The sequence below is a fragment of the Mesorhizobium sp. AA23 genome (assembly GCF_001672435.1).
Lineage (GTDB): Bacteria > Pseudomonadota > Alphaproteobacteria > Rhizobiales > Rhizobiaceae > Mesorhizobium.
Window position 1 is genome coordinate 438,345 of sequence record NZ_LYTP01000023.1, and the last position, 24,871, is coordinate 463,215.

Consider the following 24,871-nt stretch of genomic DNA (forward strand, 5'->3'; position numbering starts at 1 on the left):
TTGAGTCCGGCATGATCTCCGGAAAGGGGCAGCCGCTGGAAAAGGCTGCCCTTTTTCATATGCTGTGAGAAGGTGACCGCTCGGCAGGGGCGGCAAGGATCAAAGAGGGGAAAGATGGATCCGATCTCGAAATTTCTGGTCGCCTACAAGATTCCCATAGGTCCATGGGGCAAGGCCTTTTTCGGCTTCCTCACCGAGAATTTCGACACCGTCTTCAGGGCCTTTTCGAACGGCCTGAATTTCATCCTCGACGGGGCGGTGGACCTCCTGCTGATGCTGCCGCCGGTGCTGCTGGCGCTGGTCGTCGCCGTCATCGCCTGGTTCCTGCAACGCTCGCGGCCGCTCGCCATCGGGGTCTTCATCGGCCTCATCTTCATCATCAACCAGAACCTTTGGAAGCAGACGGTGCAGACACTGGTGCTGGTGGTGGCCGCCGCCGCCATGGCAATGGCGATCGGCGTGCCGCTCGGCATCTGGGCGGCGCACAAGCCGAAGGTCTACCGCGTGATGCTGCCGGTGCTTGACCTGATGCAGACGCTGCCGACCTTCGTCTACCTGATCCCGGTGCTGACGCTGTTCGGGCTGGGCAACGCGCCCGGCCTCATCGTCACCATCATCTTCGTCATCCCGACGGCGGTGCGTCTCACCCATCTCGGCATCGTCTCGGTGCCCAAGGCGATCATCGAGGCGGGCGAGTCCTTCGGCGCCACCAAGAACCAGCTTCTGTGGAAGGTCGAATTGCCCTCGGCGCTGCCCACGATCATGGCGGGGCTGACCCAGTCGATCATGCTGTCGCTGTCGATGGTGGTGTTCGCGGCGCTGATCGGCGCCGGCGGTCTGGGCACCGAAATCAACCGCGCGCTGGGCTCCCGCAAGATCGACCTCGGGCTTGAAGCAGGCCTTGCCATCGTCGTGCTCGCCATCGTGCTCGATCGCATGACCCGCATCGGCGTTGGAGGCAAGAAATGACCGTCGCCGTCGATTTCAAGAATGTCGATATCGTCTTCGGTGCCGACCAGGCGCAATCCCTCGCGCTGATCGACCAGGGCGCAACCCGCGCCGAAATCCTCGAAAAGACCGGCAACGTGCTGGGCTGCGCCGGCGCCAACCTCACCGTGCATGAGGGCGAGATCTCGGTGCTGATGGGGCTTTCCGGCTCCGGCAAGTCGACGCTGCTGAGAGCCGTCAACCGGTTGAACGTGGTGTCGCGAGGCCAGGTGCTGGTCAATGACGGCGACCGCACGGTCGACGTGGTCACCTGCGATGAGCCGACGCTGAGACGCCTGCGGCAGAAGCAGGTGGCGATGGTGTTCCAACAGTTCGGCCTGCTACCGTGGCGAACGGTCGAGGAGAATGTCGGCTTCGGCCTGGAGCTCGCCGGCGTGCCGGAGGCCGAGCGCAAGGCACGGGTGCAGAAGCAGCTCCAGCTGGTCCATCTCGACCAGTGGTCGAAGAAATACGCGCATGAACTTTCGGGCGGCATGCAGCAGCGCGTCGGCCTCGCCCGCGCCTTCGCCACCGAGGCGCCGATCCTGTTGATGGACGAGCCGTTCTCGGCCCTCGATCCGCTGATCCGCACCAAGCTGCAGGACGAGCTCCTGCAGCTCCAGGCGGCGCTGAAGAAGACCATCATCTTCGTCAGCCACGACCTCGAGGAGGCGCTGAAGATCGGCAGCCACATCACCATCATGGAAGGCGGGCGCATCGTCCAGACCGGCGCGCCGGAAGACATCGTGCTCAGGCCGGCCAACGACTATGTCCGCGACTTCATCGCCAATGTGAATCCGCTCTCGGTGCTTACCGCCTGGAACGTGATGCGCGACCGCCGCGATCTCGAGCAGGGCGAGAATGGCTGGGTCTGGCTCGACCGGCGCAAGACGACGCGCTTCAAGATCGACGAGCACGGCCTGGTGGCCGCGGCCGAACGCGACGGCAAGCCGGCGGTGTGGGTATCCTGCGCCGAGGTCGAGAGGCAGCCGGAGGAGGGTGCGCAGGTGTTCTGGGCCAATCCCGGCACGGCGCTGAAGACGGTGATGCTCGCCATGCATCGCTCGCAGACGGCACCGGTGGCGCTGTTCGACGAAGGCTCGCGCTTCGTCGGCGCGATCGGCATCCGCGACGTGCTGAGCGCGGTGCTCAGGCGGTAGGAGCTCGGCCCTTAGATCAGCATGAAGTGTTCGCTGGCGGGCACCTCATGCTTGTTCTAGACTTGGTCGGCAGCCGGGGTGGGCCGCTCGCGCATGGGGCCGATAAAATGATCTTCCGTCAGCTTTTCGATTCGGTTTCGGGCACTTATTCCTATCTCCTCGCCAGCCGCCGCGGCGGCGAGGCGCTGATCATCGATCCGGTGCTGGAGAAGGTCGAACGCTACCTGCAGCTGGTCAACGAGCTCGACCTCAGACTGGTCAAAGCGGTCGACACACATCTTCATGCCGACCACATCACCGGGCTCGGCGCGCTGCGCGACAGGACGCATTGCGTCACCGTGATGGGTGAGCAGACCAAGGCCGACGTCGTGTCGATGCGGCTTGCCGACGGCGACAAGCTTGCCATCGAGGGGCTGGCGCTGGACGTCGTCTATACGCCCGGCCACACCGACGATTCCTACAGCTTCGTCCTGCCGGACCGCGTCTTCACCGGCGACACGCTGCTCATTCGCGGCACCGGCCGCACCGACTTCCAGAACGGCGATCCGCGCCAGCAATACGAATCGATCTTCGGCCGACTGCTCAAGCTTCCCGACGAGACGCTGATCTTTCCGGCACACGACTACAAGGGCGAAACCGTGTCGACGATCGGCGAGGAAAAGGCCTTCAATCCGCGCCTGCAGGTGAAGTCGGTGGACGAATACGTGAACATCATGAACAACCTGAAGCTCTCCAATCCGAAGATGATGGATGTGGCCGTGCCGGCCAACATGCGGGTGGGGCTGCATCAGGACGACATCGCCAGCCGCGGCTGGGCAGTGACCGCCGAACAGGCGCTGGCGCTGGTCGGTCGGCCCGACGTGGCGCTGATCGACCTGCGCGAGCAATCCGAACGGGATCGTCACGGCGTCATCCCCGGCGCGATCCATCTGCCTTATTCGCGGCTGCAGGAGAATATCGCCGCTGGCGGAATGCTGCACGAGCTGGCGAAATCGACAGCCAAGCAGATCCTGTTCTATTGCGCCTTCGGCGAGCGCTCGGCGATGGCCGTGCAGGCGGCGCAGGATCGCGGAATATCGAGCGCCCGCCACATCCAGGGCGGCATCGATGCGTGGCGGAAGGCCAGCGGTCCGCTGATCCACTAAGGTCTATTGATATTCAGTTGATGCCGGCCTGCAAACGCCGCGTTCCTGGTCGCCATTCTCGGCTCGGCCAGACCTCGGTCAATTCAATCCGATCAGCTTCGCGCCTCTGCGGAACAGGGCCTCGCCGTCCCGGTCGAAGCGGAACGTGGCAATGAAATCGTCCGCCCGATAGTCGGGCCACGTGGTGCGGATCGCGGCGGCGAAGTTTCGTGCCTCGTCCTGGCGGCCGGCCAGCGCCAGGCAATGCGCGGCGATCGCCAGGATGATGACATGGGCGTTGGGCCTGGCCGCAGCTTTCAGCGCCCATTCGGCGGCTTCATCGTATTCGCCCAGCCGCGCATGGGCCATGGCCCGCGCGCCCATCATGCCGAACAGCAATGGGTCAAAGGGGCTGAGATGGCGCGAGTGATCGGAGGAGCCGATCGCCGATTGCGGATCGCCCGACTGCGAATGGACAAAGGACAGGGCATAGTGGCCGAGCGCGAAGTTCGGGCTGAGGTCGACGGCCTTTGCCAGTTCGAGCAGCGAGCCGTCCTGCTCGCCGCGCAGCCACAAGGCGCGGCCCATCGCCCAGTGCGCGGCCGGATTGCGGTCATCGACCAGGAGGCTGTGACCGGCAGTTGCGAAAGCCAGCGACGCCTCACGGTCGCGATCGCCCCAACGCTGAAAGGCATTCTGCCAATGCGTGAAGGAGAGGCCTGCATAGGCTCGGGCGAAGGTCGGGTCGAGCTTCAGGGCGTCATTGAAGAACTGCTGCGCCAGTTCGTTTTCCTGGCGGGTGAAGCGGTACATGTGCCAGAGCCCGCGATGATAGGCTTCCCACGCATTCAGCGAATTCGGCGCCTTAAGCATTGCCCGGTTTCGCTCGACGGTCGCGATCTCGGCGGCGATCGAAGAGACGATGCTGTTGCCGATGTCGTCTATCACCGTAAAGATCTCGTCCGGCCTGTGCTCGAAGGTCTCGGCCCACACAATCCTCGCGGTGCGGACCTCGACGAGCTCGACCGAGACGATCACCCTGCCCGAAAGGCTGCGGACCGAGCCTGTCGCCACATAGTCGACATTCAGCCGGCGCCCGGCGTCCTCCGGCGCGATGTCCTTCTCGGCCAGCGCGAAAACCGATCCGCGGGCAATGACGAAGAAATCGCGAAGCTTGGCGAGCCGCGTTATGATGTCGTGGGTCAAGCCATCGGCAAGCCCGCCACGGAAATTGACGGCGCTTTCCGCGAACGGCATCACCGCCAGCGAGGCCCGGCGCACCGATGCGGGTTCGGATTCGACGGCAACGATCGGTGCTTGTGGGGCCGGAAGAGCTAGTCCGGATCGCGCGCATGGCGTTGCGCTGGAATGGCGTGCCTTGATCTCGTGCCATGCTTCCCGCAACGGAGCGACATCCAGCTCCTCGGAGCGGAAGAGTTCCGCCGCGGTTGCAATATGCTCCTCACCGGCGCCGATCTGTCCCCGCCGCGCAAGGTTTTCCAGCAGCGCCACATGGGCGCGGCCATCGAAGGGCGCGAGTTCCAGCCATCTGTCCAGATAGGCGCCCGCTTCATCGGCTCCCTGGGGGAGCAGGCCGATGATGTGCTCCAGAACGGCGACGTGGCACGAGCTGAAACGGCGGCGTTGCGCGGTCAGCCAGCTGGTGAAATGCGGGCTCCGATCGAGCTCCAGCCCGTCAAGGAAATCGCCGGCGAAGAGCTGCGCAAGCGCCCGAAGACGCCCGAGGCTGAGCGTCTCGATCCCTTCGGCGACCGCTGCGGCGGCTTCGACGGCATCGACGTTCGTATCGGCAAGACGAAGCGCCACAGTGTCGCCCTCGGTCTCGACCCTCTGCCGGCCCGGTTGGTTAAGCGCGCCGCGAAGCTTGCTCAGGCACCAGCGAAGCTCGCCGCGCGGATCGTTCGGCACGTCCCACAGAAGCTCGCAAAGCCGGCTGCGGCTGACGGGATGTGGCGCGAGCGCCAGATAGGCCAGCAGCGCGCGCAACTTGCGCGAAGAAGGCAATTTAACCGGCTCGCCGCCACGCGCGATCGTCAGTTGCCCAAGCAGTCGCAAGGACAGGCCGGCGGCAGTGTCGTTCGGGCTCGATCGGCTGGATTCCACGTATGTTCCCACGCTTTCTCCAACGCTCACCAGTTGGTCCATGTTCTATCACCAAAGACGACAGGAAGCATCCGGCAGCCCAATTCCATGCCGGAATGCCGCCGTTGCCGCATTCGCGGCAGGTCAAGCAACCTAACGCGGCAAGGTGTCGAAACCGCGCCGCCCAAGCCGCCGGTCTGTAACCGGCGCGTGAGATCGCGAGGAGAGAAGCCCATGTTGCAGAAGTTGAAAATCAGGACCACTGCCGGTCGCGGCCGGCTGTTCGACAGCATTCTCGACACCGTCGGCGACACGCCGGTCATCCGTATCAACAATCTCGGCCCCGGCCACGCGACCATCTATGTGAAGGCCGAGTTCTTCAATCCGGCGGCCTCGGTGAAGGATCGGCTGGCGCTCAACATCATCGAGGAAGGCGAGCGTAGCGGCAAGCTGAAGCCGGGCCAGACCGTCGTCGAGGCGACCAGCGGCAACACCGGTATCGGCCTTGCCATGGTCTGCGCGCAGAAGGGCTACCCGCTGGTGGTGACGATGGCCGACAGCTTCTCGATCGAGCGCCGCAAGCTGATGCGCATGCTTGGCGCCAAGGTGGTGCTGACGCCGCGCGCCCAGAAGGGTTTCGGGATGTACAAGAAGGCGGTGGAACTCGCCGACGCCAACGGCTGGTTCCTGGCGCGCCAGTTCGAGACGGAAGCCAATGCCGCCATCCACGAGGCGACCACGGCGCGCGAGATCATCAACGATTTCGCAGGGTCGCGCCTCGACGTGCTGGTCACCGGCTACGGCACCGGCGGGACCGTGGCCGGCGTCGGCCGGGTGCTGCGCCGCGAGCGGCCGGATGTCCGCATCGTGCTTGCCGAACCGGCGAACGCGCAGCTTATCGGCAGCGGCAAGCCGCAGGAGCGTGGCCAGGGCGGTGCGCCGTCCGCCAGCCATCCGGCCTTCGAGCCGCATCCGATCCAGGGCTGGACGCCGGACTTCATCCCCAACGTGCTGCAGGAGGCGATCGATAAGCGCTACTATGACGATGTGGTGCCGATCGCCGGCCCGGAAGGCATTAAATGGGCCAAGGCCCTGGCGCAGCAGGAAGGCCTCTTCACCGGCATTTCAGGCGGCGCCACCTTCGCCGTCGCGCGCCAGATCGCGGGCACCGCTCCGGCGGGCTCGGTGATCCTGTGCATGCTGCCCGACACCGGCGAGCGCTACATGTCGACCCCGCTCTTCGACGGCATCGAGGCTGAGATGGATGCCGAGGAGACGGCACTGTCGCGCTCGACACCAGGCTGCCAGTTCGACGCCTGAAGACAAATCGCGGCGCTGCTGTCCACTCGGATGGCGGCGCCGCGCGACGATCCAGGAATGATCGCGGGGGAGCAGCGAATGGACACTATGCAGGAAACAGCGGTGATGGATGAGACGCTCGACCCGCCAGACTGGGCCGAGATGCAGGCCCTGTCGCATCGGATCGTCGAGGATGCCGTCGCTTATCTCAAGGATGTCCGGGACCGTCCGGTGTGGCGCCAAATGCCGGTCGAGGTTCGCGCCTTCTTCTCGGCGCCGCTGCCGCGCTCGCCGGCACCGATAGCCGACGTCTATGGCGATGTCGCCCGCAACGTCATGGCCTATCCGATGGGCAACATCCATCCGCGCTTCTGGTCCTGGTATATGGGGTCAAGCAATTTCACGGGCGCGCTGGGCGATTTCCTGGCGGCGATCCAGGGCTCGAACCTCGGCGGCGGCAATCACGCCGCCGGGCTGATGGACAGCCAGGTGGTCGACTGGTGCAAGGAGATGGTGGGCTTCCCGGCTTCGGCCAGCGGCACGCTTGTCAGCGGCGGCTCGATGGCCAACCTCATCGGTTTGACCGTGGCGCGCAATGCCAAAGCAGGCGTCGACGTGCGCGAAAGGGGTGTCGGGGCGATCCCAAAACCGTTGCGCTTCTACGCCTCGGACCAGGTCCATTCCTGCCACCGCAAGGCCATGGAAGCGCTCGGCCTCGGCAACCGGGCGCTGCGGCGGGTCTCGACCGACGCCGATCTGCGCATCGATGTCGATGCCCTCAAGACCGCCATCGCGGAAGACCGCGCGGCAGGTTTCAAGCCGGCTTGCATCATCGGCACCGCAGGAACCGTCAACACGGGCGCGATCGACGACTTGCGGGCGCTGGCCGTGTTGGCGGCAGAGGAAGACCTCTGGTTTCATGTCGATGGCTGCATCGGCGCCCTGATCGCCATCGCGCCTGAAAACAGATCGCTCGTCGCCGGCATCGAACGCGCCCATTCCGTCGCGCTCGACCCGCACAAATGGCTGCACGCGCCCTTCGAAGCGGGCTGTGCGCTGGTTCGCGACGCCGTCGCCCACCGCAACGCCTTCGCCGTCACGCCGGAATATCTGGAATCGACGCCGCGTGGCCTCGCCTCAGGGCAATGGCTGCACGACTATGGCCTGCAGACATCGCGCGGTTTTCGCGCGCTCAAGATCTGGATGTCGCTCAAGGAGCATGGCATCGAGAAATTGGGGCGGCTGATCGACCAGAACATCGCCCAGGCCGGCTATCTGACCGAGCTGATCCGGGTCGAGGCGGCGCTCGAGCTGACGGCGCCGACCACCATCAACATCGTCTGCTTCCGCCATCGCCTGGACGGCGCCTCCGAGGAACAGCTCAAGTCGTTCAACACCGAAATCATGCTCAGGCTGCAGGAAGAAGGCATTGCAGCCGTGTCCGACACCACGGTGCACGGGCAGCACTGCCTGCGGGTCGCGATCACCAACCACCGCACCCGCCGCGACGACCTCGATCTCCTGCTGCGTGAGACGCTTCGCATCGGAGCGGAAATCAAGACCGCGGCGCTACCAGACTGACGAGAGAGCGCCAAGACATGTCATTCCGGGAGGCCGGCTAGCCGTAGCGCCTCGACATATTTGGCGAAATATTCTGGCCTGATCTGCCCTACCCGATGCTTGAGGTTGGAAAGCTTCAGTTGCGGGTCGAGCTCCAGCGAGCGCGCGATGTGCCTGCTCGCGGCATCCAGCCTGCCGGCCATGGCGTTGCTGGCGGCCGCCACACGCAGGCCGGTGAGATAATAGGGCTGCGCGCGCGACGCCGCCTCGGCGAGCGGCCAGGCGGCGTCGTAGCGGCCGGCCACGAAGTGAGCGAAGGCAGTGAAGGTCTGCATGAAGAAGGTCAGCGGATCGAGCGGGCTCAGCCGCCTTGCCCGCGACATGTGCTCGATTGCGATGTCCGGGTCGTCATGGCAGGCCTTGAGGCAGCCGCTGGCGCTCCAGGCGGCTGCGCAGTTCGGGTTGAGCACGAGCGCGCGGTCGGCCAGTGCCGATCCGGCCTCGTAATCGCCGGTGACATAACCCAGCGCCAGGCCGCTGAAAGCCAGCGCCACCGCATCGTCCTTGCCGTCGATAGCCACGTCGCCGACCAGCCTGGATACCTCGGCTGTTTCCTTCTGCCGGTCGATCATCCAGCCATTCGCCATGCGCCAGAAATAGCACCAGGCGGCAGCGCCTTCCGCGGCGGCAAAATCGGGGTCGAGCTGGATGGCCCTGTAGAACTGTGGCAACGCCTCCTCCAGCCCTTCTCTCGTCCAGCGGTAAAGGCTCGCCATGCCGCGCAGATAGTGGTCATAAGCGTCGAGGCTCTCGGTGGGCTTGCGCTTGGCGCGCGCCATCTCGGCCTGTTCGAGTCTGGGTGAAATTGCGCCGATGACACTGGAGGCAACGAGGTCCTGCAGTTCGAACACTTCCGAGACATCGCCTTCGAAGCGGTCGGCCCAGAGATTTACTCCCGCCGACGCCTCGATAAGCTGACCTGCCACCCGAAGCCGGCTGCCGGCCTTGCGGACACTGCCCTCCAGCACATAGCGCACCCCGAGCTCGCGTGCCACGCGGGTGACGTCAACCGCCTGGCCCTTGTAGGCGAAGGCGGAATTCCGCGCGATCACGAACAGCCAGCTGACATGCGACAGCGCCGTCGTGATCTCCTCGACAACGCCGTCAGTGAAATATTCCTGCTCGGCGTCGCCGCTCATGTTCTGGAACGGCAGGACCGCGATCGACGGCTTTTCCGGCACCGAAACGACAGGGCGATGCGCCTTCGCTTCCAGGCGGGAAAGTTCGGCCTCGGGCTGGCCATAGTCGGCTATCGAACCCTTCAGCTCCATTGGCGCCTCGATGCGTTCGATCAGCGCCCGCGTCGCTTCCTCAGGCTCGACACCGAGCTCGCGCTTGAGCGCTTCCTTACAGGCCAGGAACTGGCGAAAGGCGTCGTTGGTGCGGCCGTGGCGGCGGAAGACGCGGATCAGGGCGCGGTGGGCCTGCTCGGCGCATGGGTCGGACGTCACTAGCCGCTCAGCCAGTCTTTCGCAGGCCTGCTCCTCGCGTTCACCGAGTTCCGGCAGGAGGCTCAGCCGTTCGGCCAGGTCCAACGCCTTGCGGGTGTAGTTCGCCCGAAGCGGCGCAAGCCATTCGTCGATTTCGCCGGGGGATGGCAGTCCGTCGAGCAGGTCACCCCGGTACAGGTCGGCAGCTGCCGCGAGGCTCGCGCCGTCATCGGCCTGGCAGTTCCGGTCGAAAATCCAGATGTCGGCCTCGTTGTCATTCGCCACCACCCAGATGGTGTCGGCATTGCCTTCGATGCGAATGGCCTCGTTGCCGGTGGACGGAAACAGCCGCCTGATGTCCACCAGGGCCTGGCGCAGGCTGTTTCGCGCCTGCTGCTCGCCGCCGCCGGTCCACAGCATCGCCGCCACCTTCTCGCGGCGAAGCCCTTTCGGGCCGGCCAGAACCAGCGCGGCAAAGAGCAGCGACGTCTTGCGCGTCGCGAAGTGCAGAGGTTGCCCGCCTGCGGAGACAACCTCGATGCCGCCAAGCAATCGAATGTACATCCGGGGCCCCGTGAAACAGCGCTAAGCAGAATACCATGTCCCGCCGCCGACTTAACGACGATTTTGCGGGCTTTTTCCTGCGGTTTCACGCCTGGACGAACGTTGCCAAAGCGCGCCGATGAGACACTGCCCTCGTGAGTTCGAACGAGGGAGAATGACAATGACCTACATCAATATCAGAACCTGCCAGCCGAGCACCCGAGTTGCCGGCACGCTCGCCGCCAAGATCGCGTTAATCTTCGCCGGGTTCCAGCGCCGGTATCAGGACGCCATGCAGCGCAGGGCTTTGGCCGGTCTGTCCATTTCGGAGCTGAAGGATTTCGGCTATCCGGCCGATGAAGCCCCCGCGGATGCTGCGGCGCGCAGCCGCACCGCCGGGCGCCGCCCGCTGCGGTGAATCCGTCGCTACTCCCGGAATTCAGGCCAGCGGCGCGCCCGGCAGATAAAGCGCAATCGGCCGGATCTCGTAGACGGCGGTGGGATTGACGCGCCTGAGATCGCGCGCCACCGCTATCGCCTCGTCCTGGTTGGCGCAATCCAGCACATAGAGGCCCAGCAACTGCTCCTTGGTCTCGGCAAAGGGGCCGTCGATCACCATGCCGTCGCCCGGACCGCGCAGCGTGACGGCTTTCGCCGTCTCCCCCAGCCTTGCCGCCGGGCCCAGCTTGCCGGCGCGGGTCAGCCTGTCGTTGATCTCGAGCAGGTCTTTCATGACGGCTGCATCCTCGTCGGGCGTCCAGGACTGGACGGTCTCTTCGACGTGATAGGCAAGGATTGCGTAGAACATGGTTCGGTTCCTCGTGCGGGGATCCGAAAATCAGAATCGATTTTTGCGTCGCTGACCTTCGGTTCGGTAAGGGTCATGCACCAAATTGAAGTGCTACAGCATCCCGCGTCCTGGAGGACGCACGGCGCTTTAGGGCGGGCTGCACTATCACAAGGATGGCGCGGCTGATCCAGTCCTCTGGAGCAGCCGGGAAAGCGCTTGCTGACTCAAGCTGCCAGCGGCAGGCGCAGCTCCGTCAGCAGGCCGCCGCCGGGATGGTTGGAAAGGCTGATCTCGCCGCCGGCGCCGCGGGCGATGTTGCGGGCGATGGTCAGGCCGAGGCCGAGCCCGCCGGTCTCGCGGTTGCGCGACTGTTCGAGGCGCACGAAGGAACCGAACACCTGATCCAGCTTTGCCTGCGGAATGCCCGGCCCTTCATCGCGGATGCTGAGCGTGATTGTATCGCCAGAGCGCTGCACGCCGATATGCGCCTTCTTGCCATAGGTGACGGCGTTCTGGACTAGATTGGTGATGCAGCGGCGCAGCGCCACCGGCCGCGCGATGCAGACCAGGCCGCGCGACGGCGTGGCGTCCTCGTCGAACGAAGCGTCCTCGAACATGTCGGCGACCGCCTCCACCAGCGACCAGAAGTCGATCCGCTCGGCCTTTTCCTCGGTGACCTCGAATTTGGCGAAGTCGATCACCGAGCTTGCGATGCTCTCGATGTCGGCAAGGTCATGCGCCAGCGCTTCACGGGCCGGCGATTTGCGCAGCAGCTCGAGACGCAATCGCATCCTGGTCAGCGGCGTCCGCAGATCATGCGCCAGTGCCGCCGCCAGGTGCTCGCGGTCCTCGACATAGTCGCGCAGGCGCACCTGCATGGCGTTGACCGCCTTTGCCGCGGCGCGGATTTCGCGGCTGCCGGTCTCGGCGATGGGCGGGCTTTTGAGGTCCTTGCCGATGCGGTTCACCGCGGTCTCCATCATGCGATAGGGTGCGGTCAGCCGGCGCAGCGACCAGATCGACATCACGATGATCAGTCCCGCTATCAGCGAATAGAGCGGTAGGCTGTCCCAACTCAGGATCGGCCCAGCCGGCGTGATCGGCTCGGTGAAGTTCAGCCACTGGCCGTCGGAAAAGCGCAGCGACGCCGTCAGCTTGTCGCTCTGGGCGAAATCCGCGGCCAGCACCAGCAGATCGCGTTCGACCTGGCCGACATCCTTGTTCATCACCTGGCCGTCCGGGACATCGGCTTCCTGCGTTGCCGGATCGCGCCGCACACGCGCGTCGGTGATGCCGAACTTGGACAGGCGGCCGACCAGGATGTCCTCCAACTCGGCTAGCTGGTCATCGCCGGCGATCGAGGAAGTGACGGCGGGGGTGTCCGAAACGGTCAATGCGTAGGTGGCATTGAACAGACCGGAAGCGGTCGTCTTGCGTTCTTCAGGCGTGGCGTCATGCATAAGCTGCACCAGCGAATAGGCGCGGTCGTTCAGCCGATAGAGATCAACCACATCGTTGGCGGCGGCGCGGTCGCGCGCCACGATATAAAGCGTCGCGACCTGGCTGATCATCAGGCCGGCAATGACGATGAGCAGAACCCAGACAGGCAGGGTTTGCGGCAGCAAGCGTCTCATTCGGAGGTCGTTTCGGGCAGAAACTGATAGCCACCGCTGCGAACAGTCAAGATCAGTTTCGGCGTCTTGGGATCGTCCTCCATCTTGCGGCGCAGGCGGCTGACCAGGATATCGACGCTGCGATCGAAGCTGTAACCGGTGTCGCCGCCGGACAACTCGATGAGCTGCTCGCGGGTGAGAACGCGTTGCGCGCTCTTGACGAAGGTCTGCAGCAGGTTGAACTCCGCCATCGTCAGTTCCACCCGCACGTCGTCGGGCGCCGTCAGCCGGCGGCGCGAGCAATCCATGGTCCAGCCGGCAAAGCGGTAGATCTGCTTGGCTGTGGGCCGGCGCGGCTCGGCCGTGCCGTTGCGCCTCAGCACCGCTCGGATGCGGGCGAGCAATTCGCGCGGATCGAAGGGTTTCGGCACATAGTCATCAGCCCCCATCTCGAGCCCGACGACGCGATCCGTCGTCTCGGTCACCGCGGTCAGCATGATGATCGGTGTCGTGTGATTGGCGCGGATCTCGCGGCACAGTTCCAGCCCGCTTTTACCGGGAAGCATCACATCGAGCACGATCAGGTCGACCTGCGCCCGGCGCAGGATCGACTCCATCTCGGTGCCGTCGGCGGCCACTGTCGTGCGCAGCCCCCGCTTCTGGAAAAACTCCTGAAGCAGGTCGCGTATGCCCTTGTCGTCATCGACGATCAGTATGTGCGAGTCGGATTTCACGAGAACCCCGCGATTTGTGTAGCCAAGCTGCCCTTCTGTGATCACCCACACGATAGAATTCGGGCCACATCTTGGCCAGTGGCGGCGACGTGGGACGGAATGGCTTCCCCAGAAACAATTCAGAAACAAAATTCTACACTCGGGAAAAACTCGTGAAAAATTTCAAGGGCATAACTGGTGCCGTGGCGGTCAGGTCATCGGCTGCGACGCAAGTTTCCGGAGTAACGGGCAAGACCGATGCAGAGGTTCTGGATCAGCGTGATGGGTGCTTTGCTTAGCATGTCGCTCATCACAGCCGCAGTCGGGGCCTCCAACGCAAAGGTAACGCCGCTGACCCGGACCGAGCGCTGCACCAATCTCAACCGTCAAGTTGACGAAGCCCTCGAAACCCATGCCGCGGCAACGCAGGTCACCGCGGCGAAGGCACTTCAAAGAAAGGGAAACCGGTTCTGCGCTGCCAAGAAACAGGCGCAGGGCATCCGGATGCTCGCAAACGCTTTGAAGCTGCTTGGAGTGACACCGATCGACCCGGTTCAGTGACGCTCAACTCCTCGACCCGCATGAAAAAGGAAATGAAGCCATGACAAAGTCCCTCCTCTCCGCCCTCGGCCTCGCTGTTGCTCTCGCTTTCTCGATGCCGGCTGTCAGCAACGCCGCCGCCACGACGACCGCCGCTCCGGCCGCCTCGACCACGACCACGGCTCCGGCCGCTGACGCTACGGCGAAGACCGCTCCGAAGAAGGTCGCCGCCAAGAAGGCCTGCAAGGTGACCAAGACCCACAAGTGCCCAGTCAAGAAGGCCCCGAAGAAGGACGCGAAGAAGTCCTAATCCAGGCTTCGATCCTGATCTTTCAAGACCGCTCCGGCCGAAACCGGCCGGGGCGGCTTCCAGCGGCCGAATCCTGACACCGGCAGCTTGCGCCGCGCCACTTCCTTAACCCGATCGCAATGCCGGTGCCGTAGGACAATCCGCATGAAGAAGCGGCTTTCGTCCATGATGCGCTCGCTGGCTCTCGGCGGCTTGGTTGCCGCCGCGGCAGCAAGAGCGCTGATCATCTTGACAGCCAGCCCAGTGCCGGATCCCGCCAGCGGCAGGACCGAGCCGGAACTTTTCGCACCGGCCATCTCATCGAGCTTCGACTACATCACGCCGGCACAGAGCTGGATCCTGATCGCGCTGACGGGCGCGACTCTGATCGGCTTCGCCGCCTGGATGATTGGCGCCTTCATGGAGCGCGGTTCCAACATGGACGACGGTGCGTCGCACGATCGGTCGGCAGGGGCGTTGAAGCGCAAACAACGCTATCCCACATAAGCCTTCATCGTCCCTCGATTCTCCGCCCTCCAGCGGACAAATGGACAAATGCTTCCCTGCCTGAGGGAGTGCAAGCCAGACCCAGTTTCCAGCTGGTGAATTCCAATGCCTGAGACCGTCCTCAAACCGCGTACCAAGACGCAGCCGAAGACCGAGCGGCCGAAGCTCTACAAGGTCATCCTGGTCAATGACGACTTCACGCCGCGAGAGTTCGTGGTGACGGTGCTTAAAGGCGAGTTCAGGCTCAGCGAGGATCAGGCGCATCGCGTGATGATCACTGCGCATACGCGCGGCGTCTGCGTGGTCGCCGTCTTCACGCGCGACGTTGCCGAGACCAAGGCCGCGCGAGCAACCGACGCCGGCAAGGCCAAGGGCTATCCGCTGCTGTTCACGACCGAGCCGGAAGAGTAGGGCGGCTCTGCCTCGCCCGTGTCCTGGAGAGGGAAAGCGAGGCCGCCGGCCGAGCAGGGTGGGGGCAAGCGCCGTATTTGATTGTTGCGCGCCGCCCCTCATCCGCCCTTTCGGGCACCTTTCCCCGGAAGGGGGAGAAGGAAAAGGCTCTACCTTCCTTCTCGATACCACATCGAGCCGATGGCCAGGAGCAGCAAGCCGAGGCCGAGGAAGCCGCCGAACAGCGGCACGCGCGAGACGGCCTTCAGCGTGCTGTCGTCGGTGGTGCGCAGCCCGATCCAATCGTTCCCCGATGCCGCCCCCGAGGAGCGGACCGGTACGATCGAAGGCAATGCCACACCGCCGGCAAGATCGCCAAGCATGGAGGATGGCGCGAGCCGGCGCACGCTGCCGCCGGTCGCCTCGGCCGGCGCCTTCAGCCTGTCCTCGGTGGAAACGACATCGGCGAATTCAGGCGCATTGATCGGGCCGACATGGGCAAGCGCGGTGAGGTCGCCGTTGCCGACCTGATAGAGGCCGATCTCGCTGGTCTGCAGGCTGCCCGTGAAAATCCCTGGTTCGGCTTTTTCCAGCTTGACCGTCATCGTCTTGCCGGAAGGCGTGATCACCTGGGCGGGGCCGGGATCGTCGCTCATCGTCTGGCGGCGGATTTCCAGCACCATGCCGCGGCCGCCGGCGGTCAGCCGTTCTTCTTCAAGTTCGGGCTCCTTCATCAGCCAATGGGCGATGCGCCGATAGAGCTGGACATGCGGCCCGCCGCCTTCGAAGCCGCGCGCCCACAGCCAGCCCTGATCGGAAAGCAGCATGCCGACCCGGCCTTCGCCCTTGCGGTCGAGCACAAGCAGGGGGCGGTCGTCGGCCCCTTTCATCACCACCGCGCCCTCGGGATTCTTGACGCCGATGGTGCGGAACCAGCGGCTCCAGCGCGGCGGATCGGCGGCGGAGCCGTCGAGCCCGCGCGTGACCGGGTGGCGCTGGCCGAGATCGGTGAGACGCGGATAGAAGGCCTTATCGACGACCTCGCCGCTCGGCATCGCGGGCAGGGCCGACATCAGCGGCGTTCGGGCGATGGAGCTTTCGCCGGCATATTCGGGGCCGGCGGCAATCAGCAGCGCGCCACCCTTTTCGACATATTCGGAGATGTAGTCGTAATAGAGGATCGGCAGCACGTCGCGGTGCTGATAGCGATCGAAGATGATCAGATCGAAATCCTTGATTTTCTCGACGAACAGCTCGCGCGTCGGGAAGGCGATCAGCGACAGCTCGTTGATCGGCGTGCCGTCCTGCTTTTCCGGCGGTCGCAGAATAGTGAAGTGGACGAGGTCGACCGAAGCGTCGGATTTCAACAGGTTGCGCCAGGTGCGCTCGCCGGCATGCGGCTCGCCGGAGACCAGAAGCACGCGCAGATGATCGCGAATGCCGTCGACCAGCGCGATGGCGCGGTTGTTGGTGTCGGTCAGCTCGCCCGGCTCGTGGTCGATCGAAAGCTGGACGATGTTGCGGCCCGCGTTGGGAATGGTGACTTCAAGCTTCATCGGCTGACCGATGGTCGCATGCTCGACAGAGACCTGCTCGCCATTGACCGAGACCCGCACGTCGACCGGGCCGCCCCGGCCTTCCGTGGAAAGGACCCGATAGCTCATGTCGAGCGGCTTGCCGACGAGGCCAAACCGCGGCGCGTTCTCGAAGCGGATGCGGCGGTCCTTCTCGTGCTCGTTGCCGGTGATCAGCGCATGCAGCGGCGCATTGAATTCCGGAGCGCCGGCCGGCGCGTCATGCACCTCGCCATCGGTGATCATGATGGCGCCGCCGATGCGAGAGGGCGGCACATCGCGGAAAGCGCTTTCCAGCGCGCCGAACAGCCTGGTTTCCGTGCGCTCATCGGCGGCCTCGGATTTGCCGGCCTCGACGACGCGGACGTCGAATTGCTTGAAGCGGCCGAGGCGCTGCTGAAGGCCCGTCAGCGCTTCGTCGGTCTGCTTGGTGCGGTCGCCGATGTCCTGGCTCTGGCTGCGATCGACGATGACAGCGACGACGCTTTTCAATGCCTCGCGTTCCTCGTCGAGGAAAACGGGATTGAGCAGTGCCGCGCCCAGCGCGAGCAGGGCGATGAAGCGCAGGACAGAGCCGCGCTGACGGAACCACAGGCCGGCCAGCGCGAGCAGCGCGATCGGCACGATGACGACCCAGAACAGCGGCCAGGAAACGAGCGGCTCGAAGGAGATCGACCAGTTCATGATCTACTGTCCCAGCCGTTCGAGCAGGACGGGCACATGCACCTGGTCGGATTTGTAGTTGCCGGTCAGCATGTACATCATGATGTTGACGCCGGCGCGCAGCGCGTAGACGCGTTGCATCGGATCCGGCGGCACGGTCGGCAGCATCGGATCGCCGTTCTCGTCGACCGCCCAGGCGCCGGCGAAATCATTGCCGGTGATCATGATCGGGGAGACGCCGTCGCCGGTGCGCACGGGACGGTTCTCGGTATTGCTGGCATCGAGCGAGGCTTCGACCCAGAGCGGACTGCCGTTGAAGCGGCCGGGAAACTCGGGAAGGATGAAGAAGGACTTCGTCAGCACATGGTCCGAGGGCACCGGCTCCAGCGGCGGCACGTTCAGATTGCCGAGAATATCGCGCAGCCGCTCGGTGGCCGAGCTTGCCGAGCCGGCGCCGATGCCGTTGGAGAACTGGTCGCGCGTGTCGAAGAGAACCGTGCCGCCCTGCTGCATATAGGCGTCGATGCGGGCGATCGCGGCTTCGCTGGGCATCGGCGCGGTGGCGTCGATCGGCCAGTAGATCAGCGGATAGAAGGTCAGTTCGTCCTTGGAGATGTCGACGCCCGCCGGCGGGCCGGGTTCCAGCGCGGTCTTCTCGATCAGGAAGCGAGTGAGGCCTTCGAGGCCGGCGCGGCTGATTGAATCGACGCCGGGCTCGCCGGTGATGACATAGGCGATCCGAGTTTTCGAAATGTCCTCGATGGCCTGGGAATCGCCCGGCTTCGAATCATCGGCGCGGGCAAAGTCGGCGTGGCCGAAGAGCCCGCCGAACACGATCAGCAGGGCAGCGGCGGTCGCCGCGGCGCGGCGCGGCCGGCGCGAGAACAGCCCACCCATCCAGAACACGGCAAGCGTGTCGAGCACCATCAGCAAGAGGGCCAATGTGACCAGCGGGCCTTTCAGGTTCTCCGATTCGTCGAAGGCGTAAGCGATGGCCGTCACCGGCAGCGAGACCTGTGGCCGAGCAAGCGGCGTGAATGTGCTCGAGGCGTTGAGCAGGTTATGCGCGAAAACGCCGGTTTCCGAACCGTAGAGGCCGGGCGGGTTTTCCAGCGTCACCGGAAGCGGGCCGGCGGCGGGCACGAGCGGCCGCGCATCGGGTGTCGGCGGCACCAGCGCGCCGTCGGCGCCGATCATGCGATAGGGCGCCAGCGAAGCGGCGGCCGCCTCGGCATTGGCGACCGCGGCGCCCTGGTTGCGCGACAATTGCACTATGCGTCTCAGCATCTCGACGAAGCTGCCGGAGATCGGCAGGTTCGACCAGGTCGCCTCCGGTGTCACGTGGAAGAGCGCCAGCGTTCCCTTGTCCTTCTTCATGCCCGTGACCAGCGGCGTGCCGTCGGCAAGCGTCGCCCAGGTGCGCTCGACGATGTCGGGCGTCGGCTCGGCCAGCACCTGCCGGCTGACCGTCACCTCCGTCGGCGGCGCGAGATCGGCGAACGGGCCGTTCTTCGGGAATTCGGTGACCGGTTGCGGCGTCGTCCACGAAAGCGCGCCGCCCAGCGCGCGCTCGCCGCTGCGCAGCCGGACCGGCAAGAGATCATCGTCGTTGCCGGCGGCGGCCAGCCTTGAACCGGCAAAGCGCACCAGCGTGCCGCCATTGTTCACCCAGTCGACCAGCCGTTGCCGGACCTGCGCGGGGATGGTGCCGACATCGGCCATGATGATCATCGCCGGCTTCTGGTCGAGAAGCTGCGGAATGGCATCGGCCAGATCGGCGCTCGACGGCTCCACCAGATCGGCGAAAGGCTGCAGGGCGCGGCGAATGTAATAGAGCGGCGACAGCAGCGGCTGCGCCTGGTCTGCCTCGGCCTGCGAGAGCAGACCGACACGGCGGCGCTTGGAGCTCTCGTCCAGCACGCGAACGGCACCGGCCTGGTGCTCGCCGTCGAGTGCTATCGAGGCGAAGTCGTTGCGCAATTCGAACGGCACCTTCATCGTTCCGGTGGCGGTGACCTGACCCGGCGCGAAGGTCAGAGTCGCGTCGGCGATGCGGCGGCCCTTGTCGTCGAAGGCGCCCGCAGTGACCTGCGCCGGCGCCGGGTCGCCCGGCGCGCGGATGGCGGTCAGCGTGAAGCCGTCGACCTGATTGTCGGCGCCGGTCAGGCCGGTGAGCGAGAGCCGGTCCGAGGTAGCCCAGACCAGCCTCGCGGCATTCCTTTCCAGGAGCGTCTTGAACGCCGCTTCGTCGCCGGTGGCGGCAAGGCCATCGGCAAGCACGGCGACGCTGGCGCCGGGCAGGCGCTCCAAAGTGGCTGCGACGCGGGCATAGACGGCGGGGCGGTCGGTCGGGATCGGGCGCGGCTTTGCCGCGCGCAGCCGGTCGAGTGCGGCCGATGCATCGAAGGGGCCGATCTCGGCATTCGGCTTCTCGGCGGTAAAGGCGATGACGACCGGCACGCCGTTCGAGCCTGCATCGGCAATCAGCCGCTCGGCGGTGGCGACGCGCTTGCCCCAGTCGGCGGCGCTTGCCCAGTCATTGTCGATGACCAGCGCGAGCGCCGAGCCCTCGGCCGGCAGCTTTTCGCGCGGATTGAAGATCGGCTCGGCGAGCGCGGTGACGACAAGGGCGGCCATCAGCAAGCGAAGCAACGTCAGCCACCAGGGGCTTTGATGCGGCGTCTCCTCGCGCCTCAGGACGCGGGCGAGGATTCTCAGCGGCGGAAAGACTTCGGTCCGCGGCCTGGGCGGCGTCAGCCTCAGCAGGTACCAGATCACCGGCAGGGCCAGCAACCCCCACAGCACCATCGGCGCGCCGAAGGAAAGCGGAAGCCAACTCATGCGACCGCCTTTCCGGCATCACCGCCCGCGGTCAGCCCTGCATGACCGCCACCGGCGGTCAGCCCGGCATGACCCGAGGTCAGACCCGGACGGCTGCTGTCGGCGGTCATCGCCATGTGGACGCGCACGAGCGCCTCGGAGGCGAGGCGGTCGGTATGATTGACAGTAAAGCTCCAGCCGAGGCGCTTGCACCAGCCGGCGAGTTCCTGGCGGCGAGCTATATAGAGCAGGCGGTATTCGTCTTTAAGCGTTTCGGCACGGCCGGCGGTCAGCTTGTCGCCGGTCTCGGGATCGGTGAATTCGGTGCGGCCGGCATAAGGGAAGGTCTCCTCGGCCGGGTCGGCAACCTCGATCAGGTGCGCGCGCACGCCATGACGGGCGAGCACGTCGAGCCAGGCCATGGTTTCCTCGACCGGATCGAGAAAGTCGCTGACGATGACGATGTCGCAGAAGCGGCGGATGGTGGAGAGATCGGGCTTAGCCGCCAGGTTGCCGGCATGGCTGAGCTGGGCCGCGATGCGTTCGGCGCCGTTGCGGGCGGTGAACGGGTCGGTGAGGCCCGGCCAGGCGATGCGCTCGCCGCTGCGCGACAGGAGCTCGGCCAACGCAAGCGCCAGCACCAGAGCGCGCGATTCCTTGGAAACGCCGGCTCCGGAGGATTTGTAGAGCATGGACGGCGAGGGATCCGACCAGAGCCAGACAGTATGGGCCGCCTCCCACTCGCGGTCGCGCACATAGGTGTGGTCGTCGCGGGCCGAGCGGCGCCAGTCGATGCGCGAGGCATCGCCTTCGACATAGGGGCGGAACTGCCAGAAATTCTCGCCGATGCCGCGCTTGCGGCGGCCATGCCAGCCGGCGATCACCGTGTTGACGATGCGGCGCGCCTCGACCAGCAGATCCGGCACCAGAGAGGCCCGCAACCGGCCACGGGCGAGCGCGTCGCGCGTCGCAACCGGTGCCTGGACCTCGCCTATTCGACCCATCAGATGCCTTTTGCCAGTTTCGCCACCACGTCGCGCACGGATGTGCCTTCGGCGCGGGCGGCGAAGGTCAGCGCCATGCGATGCTGCAGCACCGGTTCGGCGAGGGCACGGATGTCGTCGACCGACGGCGCCAGCCTGCCATCATATAGGGCGCGTGCTCGGGCGCACAGGGTCAGCGCCTGGCTGGCGCGCGGACCAGGACCCCAGGCGACATGCTTGTCGGTGTCGGCAATCCCCTGACCGGGACGAGCCGAGCGCACCAGCTTGAGGATCGCTTCGACGACGCTTTCAGGCACCGGCATGCGGCGGATCAGCGTCTGAATTTCCTTCAGCCTGGCTGGCTGCAGCACATTGTCGGCCTTGGCCTCCTCGACGCCGGTGGTTTCGAGCAGGATGCGGCGTTCGGCCTCGATCTCCGGATAGAGGATGTCGACCTGCATCAGGAAACGATCGAGCTGCGCTTCCGGCAGCGGATAGGTGCCTTCCTGCTCCAGCGGGTTCTGCGTCGCCAGCACGTGGAAGGGCGAGGGCAGGTCGTGGCGAACGCCGGCAATGGTGACGTGATATTCCTGCATTGCCTGCAGCAGCGCCGACTGGGTGCGCGGCGAGGCACGGTTGATCTCGTCGGCCATCAAAAGCTGCGAAAAGATAGGCCCGCGGAGGAAGCGGAAGGATCGTTTGCCAAGCTCATCCTGCTCCATGACTTCGGAGCCGAGGATGTCGGACGGCATCAGGTCGGGCGTGAACTGGATGCGGCGGGAATCGAGGCCGAGCACGATGCCCAGTGTCTCGACCAGCTTGGTCTTGGCGAGGCCCGGCACGCCGACGAGGAGCGCATGCCCGCCGGCAAGCAGCGCAACCAGCGTGCGCTCGACAACGGCTTCCTGGCCGAAGATCACGCGGCCTATGGCGTCGCGGACCTTGGAGATGTCGGACAGCGCCTTCTCGGCCTGCTCGATCATCGCCTTGTCGCTCAACGGGCTTTCCTTGATCATCACGCTCATGCCGTTCGATCCTTGTGGTTGGAAATACCGGCTTGCATTCTCGATTCGCAGAATGCCGCGATTCGGCCTCGCCCGGCGCCTGCGATTGAACTTAAATCACAGGCTTGGGCTGACAAGGCTGACAATCCGGACAACAGTGACTATTTCGTGACCATGACGCATCGCACAGAATCCAGTGAAAAGGGCCTGACCAGCGCCACCGAGGCGCGCGGGCTGGAGGCGCTGATCTCGCGAGCGGCGCGCGCCGGCAAGGGGCCCGCTCCGGTGGAGCGCTGGAATCCGGACTTCTGCGGCGACCTCGATATGGAGATCAGGGCCGACGGCACCTGGTTCTACCTCGGCACGCCGATCGGGCGCATGCCGCTGGTGCAGCTCTTTTCCAGCGTGTTGCGCAAGGACGCCGACGGCAAGACCTATCTGGTGACGCCGGTGGAGCGCGTCCGCATCCGCGTCGCCGATGCGCCCTTCATCGCCGTCGAGATGAACGTGTCCGGGACCGGCGACGGCCAGATCATCACGTTCCGCACCAATGTCGGGGACGTGGTCACCGCCGGGCCCGGCCATCCGCTGCGCTTCGTCGACGAGGACGCCACCGGCGGGCTCAAGCCCTATGTGCTGGTGCGCGGGCGGCTGGAAGCCTTGGTGGCGCGGCCGGTGATGTACGAATTGGTCGAGCATGGAGAGGTGATCGACGTCTGCGGCAGGGCAATGTTCGCCGTCCGCTCCGGCGGCGAAGTTTATCCGATCATGTCGGCCGACAAGCTCGAGCGGCTAAGCGCGTGATGGACCAGGTGGCGCCGGTGCCGTTCTCGATCGCGGATTTTCGCGCCCGCGCAGCGGCCCAGGCCGAGGTCCAATCCGGCGACGAGTTCGGCGACCACCGCTTCAATCCAGGGCATCCCAGGCTGAAGCATGTAAAACCGCTGCGCGACGCCGCGGTGCTGATCCCGGTCGTCGATCACGCCGACGGCGCCACGGTGCTGCTCACCAAGCGGGCGGAGAAGCTGCGCAGCCATTCCGGCCAGGTCGCCTTTCCCGGCGGCACCATCGATCCGACCGATCCCACCCCTGAGGCCACAGCGCTGCGGGAGACATTCGAGGAGATCGGCCTCGACCGCGATCACATCGAAATTGTCGGCCGCATGCCCGATTATGTCTCCGGCAGCGGCTACCGCATCGTGCCGGTGCTTTCGGTGGTGCGGCCGGGCTTTTCGCTGATGCTCAACGCCGACGAGGTCGACGCCGCCTTCGAGGTGCCGCTGCGCTTCCTGATGGACCCTGTCAACCACGCGCGCGACAGCCGCATGTGGGACGACCTCGAATGGTTCTTCTACGAGATGCCCTATGGCGGCCAGCGGATCTGGGGCGTCACCGCCGGCATCATCCGCACACTCTATGAAAGGCTCTATGCGTGAGCGCTGAGGTGTCTCTCTCGGGCAGGGCCGATTGGCTGGGCGAAAAGCATCTGCAGAAGCTGCTTGCCGCGCTGAAGGAGGGCGGCGAGGAGGCGCGGGTGGCCGGTGGAGCGGTCCGTAATGCGCTGATCGGCCAGCCGGTGGCCGACATTGACATTGCCACCACGACGGTGCCCGAGGACACGATCCGCCGCGCCCAGGCAGCCGGCTTCAAGACCGTGCCGACAGGGATCGAGCACGGCACGGTCACGGCAATCGCCGGCGGCAAGGCCTATGAGGTCACGACGCTCCGGGCCGACATCGAGACCGACGGTCGGCGGGCGAAAGTCATCTTCGGGCGCGACTGGAAGGCCGACGCCGCGCGGCGCGACTTCACCATCAATGCGCTTTATGCCGAAGCCGACGGCACCATCGTCGACCTTGTCGGCGGCGTCGCCGATATCGAGGTGCGGCGGCTGCGCTTCATCGGCGATCCGGAAGCGCGCATCCGCGAGGATTATCTGCGTATCCTGCGCTTCTTCCGCTTCTTCGCCTGGTATGGCGACGGCCGGCCGGACGCCGAGGGCTTGAAGGCCTGCGCCAGGCTGAAGGACGGGCTCGGCAGGCTGTCAGCCGAACGCGTGTGGTCCGAACTGAAGAAGCTGCTTTCGGCGCCCGACCCATCGCGTGCCCTGCTGTGGATGCGCCAGGCCGGTGTCCTCACCGCCGTGCTGCCGGAGAGCGAGAAATGGGGCATCGACGCCATCCACGGGCTGGTCAGGACCGAAAAGGATCTCGGCTGGGATGCCGATCCGCTGCTCAGGCTGGAGGCCGTCGTTCCGCCGGATGCCGCGCGCATGAAGACGCTTGCCGAAAGGCTGAGATTTTCGACCGACGAGGGGGAGCGCCTGCGGCACTGGGCACAGACGGTTCCGCCTGAACCCAAGACGGCCGAGACGGAATTGTCGAAAAGGCTCTATTTCGGCGACCGCCAAGGCTTCGTCGATCGGCTGCGGCTCGCGCTCGCCGCCGCGCGGACAGGGGCCATCGAGGACGATCAGGCGATGATGGAAGCCGGCGGTTTCTCGCGCCTGCTCGGCTTCGCCTTGAAATGGCAAAAGCCGAGCTTTCCGATCAAGGGGGCCGACCTGACCGAACTCGGCGCCGCGCCCGGCCCGAAGCTTGGTGCCACGCTGAAGAATCTCGAAAGGGAATGGGTGGATTCAGCATTCGCCATGGATCGCGGCGCGCTGCTCAAACGCGCCGCGCAGGCACTCGAGGCTTAGATGAGTCCCTAAATCGTG

Annotated in this window: 22 protein-coding genes; 13 read left to right on the forward strand and 9 right to left on the reverse strand. The window is 65.3% G+C overall.

Annotated features, from left to right (window positions below):
• Positions 1 to 114: 114 nt before the first annotated feature.
• From choW to A9K66_RS18735, 3 genes are all read left to right on the forward strand, one after another.
• Positions 115 to 969 (forward strand): choline ABC transporter permease subunit, encoded by an 855-nt coding sequence (gene choW, locus A9K66_RS18725; RefSeq protein WP_066994259.1) that lies wholly within the window; start codon positions 115 to 117, stop codon positions 967 to 969.
• On the forward strand, positions 966 to 2,147 hold the full coding sequence (choV, locus tag A9K66_RS18730) for a choline ABC transporter ATP-binding protein (protein WP_067326488.1): 1,182 nt from the start codon (positions 966 to 968) through the stop codon (positions 2,145 to 2,147). The genes choW and choV overlap by 4 nt, the downstream gene beginning before the upstream one ends.
• Positions 2,148 to 2,254: 107 nt before the next feature.
• Positions 2,255 to 3,292, forward strand: coding sequence for an MBL fold metallo-hydrolase (locus A9K66_RS18735; protein ID WP_067326491.1), 1,038 nt, complete (start codon positions 2,255 to 2,257; stop codon positions 3,290 to 3,292).
• Positions 3,293 to 3,370: 78 nt separating this feature from the next.
• Here the strand turns inward: A9K66_RS18735 and A9K66_RS18740 are convergent, their stop codons facing one another.
• The gene (locus A9K66_RS18740) at positions 3,371 to 5,437 is read right to left on the reverse strand and encodes a BTAD domain-containing putative transcriptional regulator (RefSeq protein ID WP_082953953.1); all 2,067 of its coding nucleotides are present in this window, start codon (positions 5,435 to 5,437) and stop codon (positions 3,371 to 3,373) included.
• Between the two features lie 171 nt (positions 5,438 to 5,608).
• Between A9K66_RS18740 and A9K66_RS18745 the strand changes: the two genes are divergently transcribed.
• Together A9K66_RS18745 and A9K66_RS18750 are read left to right on the forward strand one after the other, a co-directional pair.
• A complete protein-coding gene (locus A9K66_RS18745) occupies positions 5,609 to 6,694 on the forward strand; it encodes a pyridoxal-phosphate dependent enzyme (protein ID WP_067326494.1) in 1,086 nt (361 codons plus the stop codon).
• Between the two features lie 78 nt (positions 6,695 to 6,772).
• Positions 6,773 to 8,254, forward strand: a complete 1,482-nt coding sequence (locus tag A9K66_RS18750; protein ID WP_067327118.1) for an aspartate aminotransferase family protein — start codon at positions 6,773 to 6,775, stop codon at positions 8,252 to 8,254.
• 20 nt (positions 8,255 to 8,274) lie between these two features.
• Here A9K66_RS18750 and A9K66_RS18755 read toward each other — a convergent pair whose 3' ends face one another.
• Complete coding sequence (locus A9K66_RS18755) at positions 8,275 to 10,287, reverse strand: BTAD domain-containing putative transcriptional regulator (protein ID WP_067326497.1); 2,013 nt, start codon at positions 10,285 to 10,287, stop codon at positions 8,275 to 8,277.
• Positions 10,288 to 10,447: 160 nt separating this feature from the next.
• On the opposite strand from A9K66_RS18755, the gene A9K66_RS18760 reads away from it, so the two are divergent.
• Positions 10,448 to 10,684, forward strand: a complete 237-nt coding sequence (locus A9K66_RS18760; protein WP_040996927.1) for a hypothetical protein — start codon at positions 10,448 to 10,450, stop codon at positions 10,682 to 10,684.
• A 21-nt stretch (positions 10,685 to 10,705) separates the two neighbouring features.
• Here A9K66_RS18760 and A9K66_RS18765 read toward each other — a convergent pair whose 3' ends face one another.
• The 3 genes from A9K66_RS18765 to A9K66_RS18775 form a co-directional block, all read right to left on the reverse strand.
• Complete coding sequence (locus A9K66_RS18765; protein ID WP_066994274.1) at positions 10,706 to 11,074, reverse strand: YciI family protein; 369 nt, start codon at positions 11,072 to 11,074, stop codon at positions 10,706 to 10,708.
• 206 nt (positions 11,075 to 11,280) lie between these two features.
• Positions 11,281 to 12,690 (reverse strand): ATP-binding protein, encoded by a 1,410-nt coding sequence (locus tag A9K66_RS18770; protein ID WP_067326500.1) that lies wholly within the window; start codon positions 12,688 to 12,690, stop codon positions 11,281 to 11,283.
• Positions 12,687 to 13,403 (reverse strand): response regulator transcription factor, encoded by a 717-nt coding sequence (locus A9K66_RS18775; protein ID WP_066994281.1) that lies wholly within the window; start codon positions 13,401 to 13,403, stop codon positions 12,687 to 12,689. The genes A9K66_RS18770 and A9K66_RS18775 overlap by 4 nt, the downstream gene beginning before the upstream one ends.
• Before the next feature lie 237 nt (positions 13,404 to 13,640).
• Between A9K66_RS18775 and A9K66_RS18780 the strand changes: the two genes are divergently transcribed.
• The 4 genes from A9K66_RS18780 to clpS all read left to right on the forward strand — a co-directional run bounded on the left by A9K66_RS18780 (position 13,641) and on the right by clpS (position 15,129).
• Entirely contained in the window at positions 13,641 to 13,943 is a 303-nt protein-coding gene (locus A9K66_RS18780) for a hypothetical protein (RefSeq protein WP_066994286.1), read from the forward strand.
• Between the two features lie 40 nt (positions 13,944 to 13,983).
• Positions 13,984 to 14,232 carry a hypothetical protein gene (locus tag A9K66_RS18785; protein WP_066994288.1) on the forward strand — a complete coding sequence of 83 codons (249 nt, stop codon included), beginning with the start codon at positions 13,984 to 13,986 and terminating at the stop codon, positions 14,230 to 14,232.
• A gap of 144 nt (positions 14,233 to 14,376) precedes the next feature.
• Positions 14,377 to 14,718, forward strand: coding sequence for a hypothetical protein (locus tag A9K66_RS18790; protein WP_245307581.1), 342 nt, complete (start codon positions 14,377 to 14,379; stop codon positions 14,716 to 14,718).
• A 105-nt stretch (positions 14,719 to 14,823) separates the two neighbouring features.
• Complete coding sequence (clpS, locus tag A9K66_RS18795) at positions 14,824 to 15,129, forward strand: ATP-dependent Clp protease adapter ClpS (protein ID WP_067326504.1); 306 nt, start codon at positions 14,824 to 14,826, stop codon at positions 15,127 to 15,129.
• 149 nt (positions 15,130 to 15,278) lie between these two features.
• Here clpS and A9K66_RS18800 read toward each other — a convergent pair whose 3' ends face one another.
• Genes A9K66_RS18800 through A9K66_RS18815 form a run of 4 tightly spaced genes read right to left on the reverse strand, consistent with a single transcriptional unit; the run spans position 15,279 to position 22,173 of the window.
• Complete coding sequence (locus A9K66_RS18800; protein WP_067326507.1) at positions 15,279 to 17,366, reverse strand: hypothetical protein; 2,088 nt, start codon at positions 17,364 to 17,366, stop codon at positions 15,279 to 15,281.
• 3 nt (positions 17,367 to 17,369) lie between these two features.
• Positions 17,370 to 20,186, reverse strand: a complete 2,817-nt coding sequence (locus tag A9K66_RS18805; protein WP_067326511.1) for a DUF4159 domain-containing protein — start codon at positions 20,184 to 20,186, stop codon at positions 17,370 to 17,372.
• Positions 20,183 to 21,169, reverse strand: a complete 987-nt coding sequence (locus A9K66_RS18810; RefSeq protein ID WP_067326514.1) for a DUF58 domain-containing protein — start codon at positions 21,167 to 21,169, stop codon at positions 20,183 to 20,185. The genes A9K66_RS18805 and A9K66_RS18810 overlap by 4 nt, the downstream gene beginning before the upstream one ends.
• Positions 21,169 to 22,173, reverse strand: coding sequence for a MoxR family ATPase (locus A9K66_RS18815; protein ID WP_067326517.1), 1,005 nt, complete (start codon positions 22,171 to 22,173; stop codon positions 21,169 to 21,171). Before A9K66_RS18815 ends, A9K66_RS18810 begins: the two co-directional genes overlap by 1 nt.
• A gap of 153 nt (positions 22,174 to 22,326) precedes the next feature.
• Between A9K66_RS18815 and A9K66_RS18820 the strand changes: the two genes are divergently transcribed.
• The 3 genes from A9K66_RS18820 to A9K66_RS18830 are packed head-to-tail and all read left to right on the forward strand — an operon-like array spanning position 22,327 to position 24,853.
• Positions 22,327 to 22,956, forward strand: coding sequence for a DUF1285 domain-containing protein (locus A9K66_RS18820; protein ID WP_067327121.1), 630 nt, complete (start codon positions 22,327 to 22,329; stop codon positions 22,954 to 22,956).
• Positions 22,956 to 23,588 (forward strand): CoA pyrophosphatase, encoded by a 633-nt coding sequence (locus A9K66_RS18825; RefSeq protein ID WP_067326521.1) that lies wholly within the window; start codon positions 22,956 to 22,958, stop codon positions 23,586 to 23,588. Before A9K66_RS18820 ends, A9K66_RS18825 begins: the two co-directional genes overlap by 1 nt.
• Entirely contained in the window at positions 23,585 to 24,853 is a 1,269-nt protein-coding gene (locus tag A9K66_RS18830) for a CCA tRNA nucleotidyltransferase (protein WP_067326524.1), read from the forward strand. Before A9K66_RS18825 ends, A9K66_RS18830 begins: the two co-directional genes overlap by 4 nt.
• Positions 24,854 to 24,871: the final 18 nt, after the last annotated feature.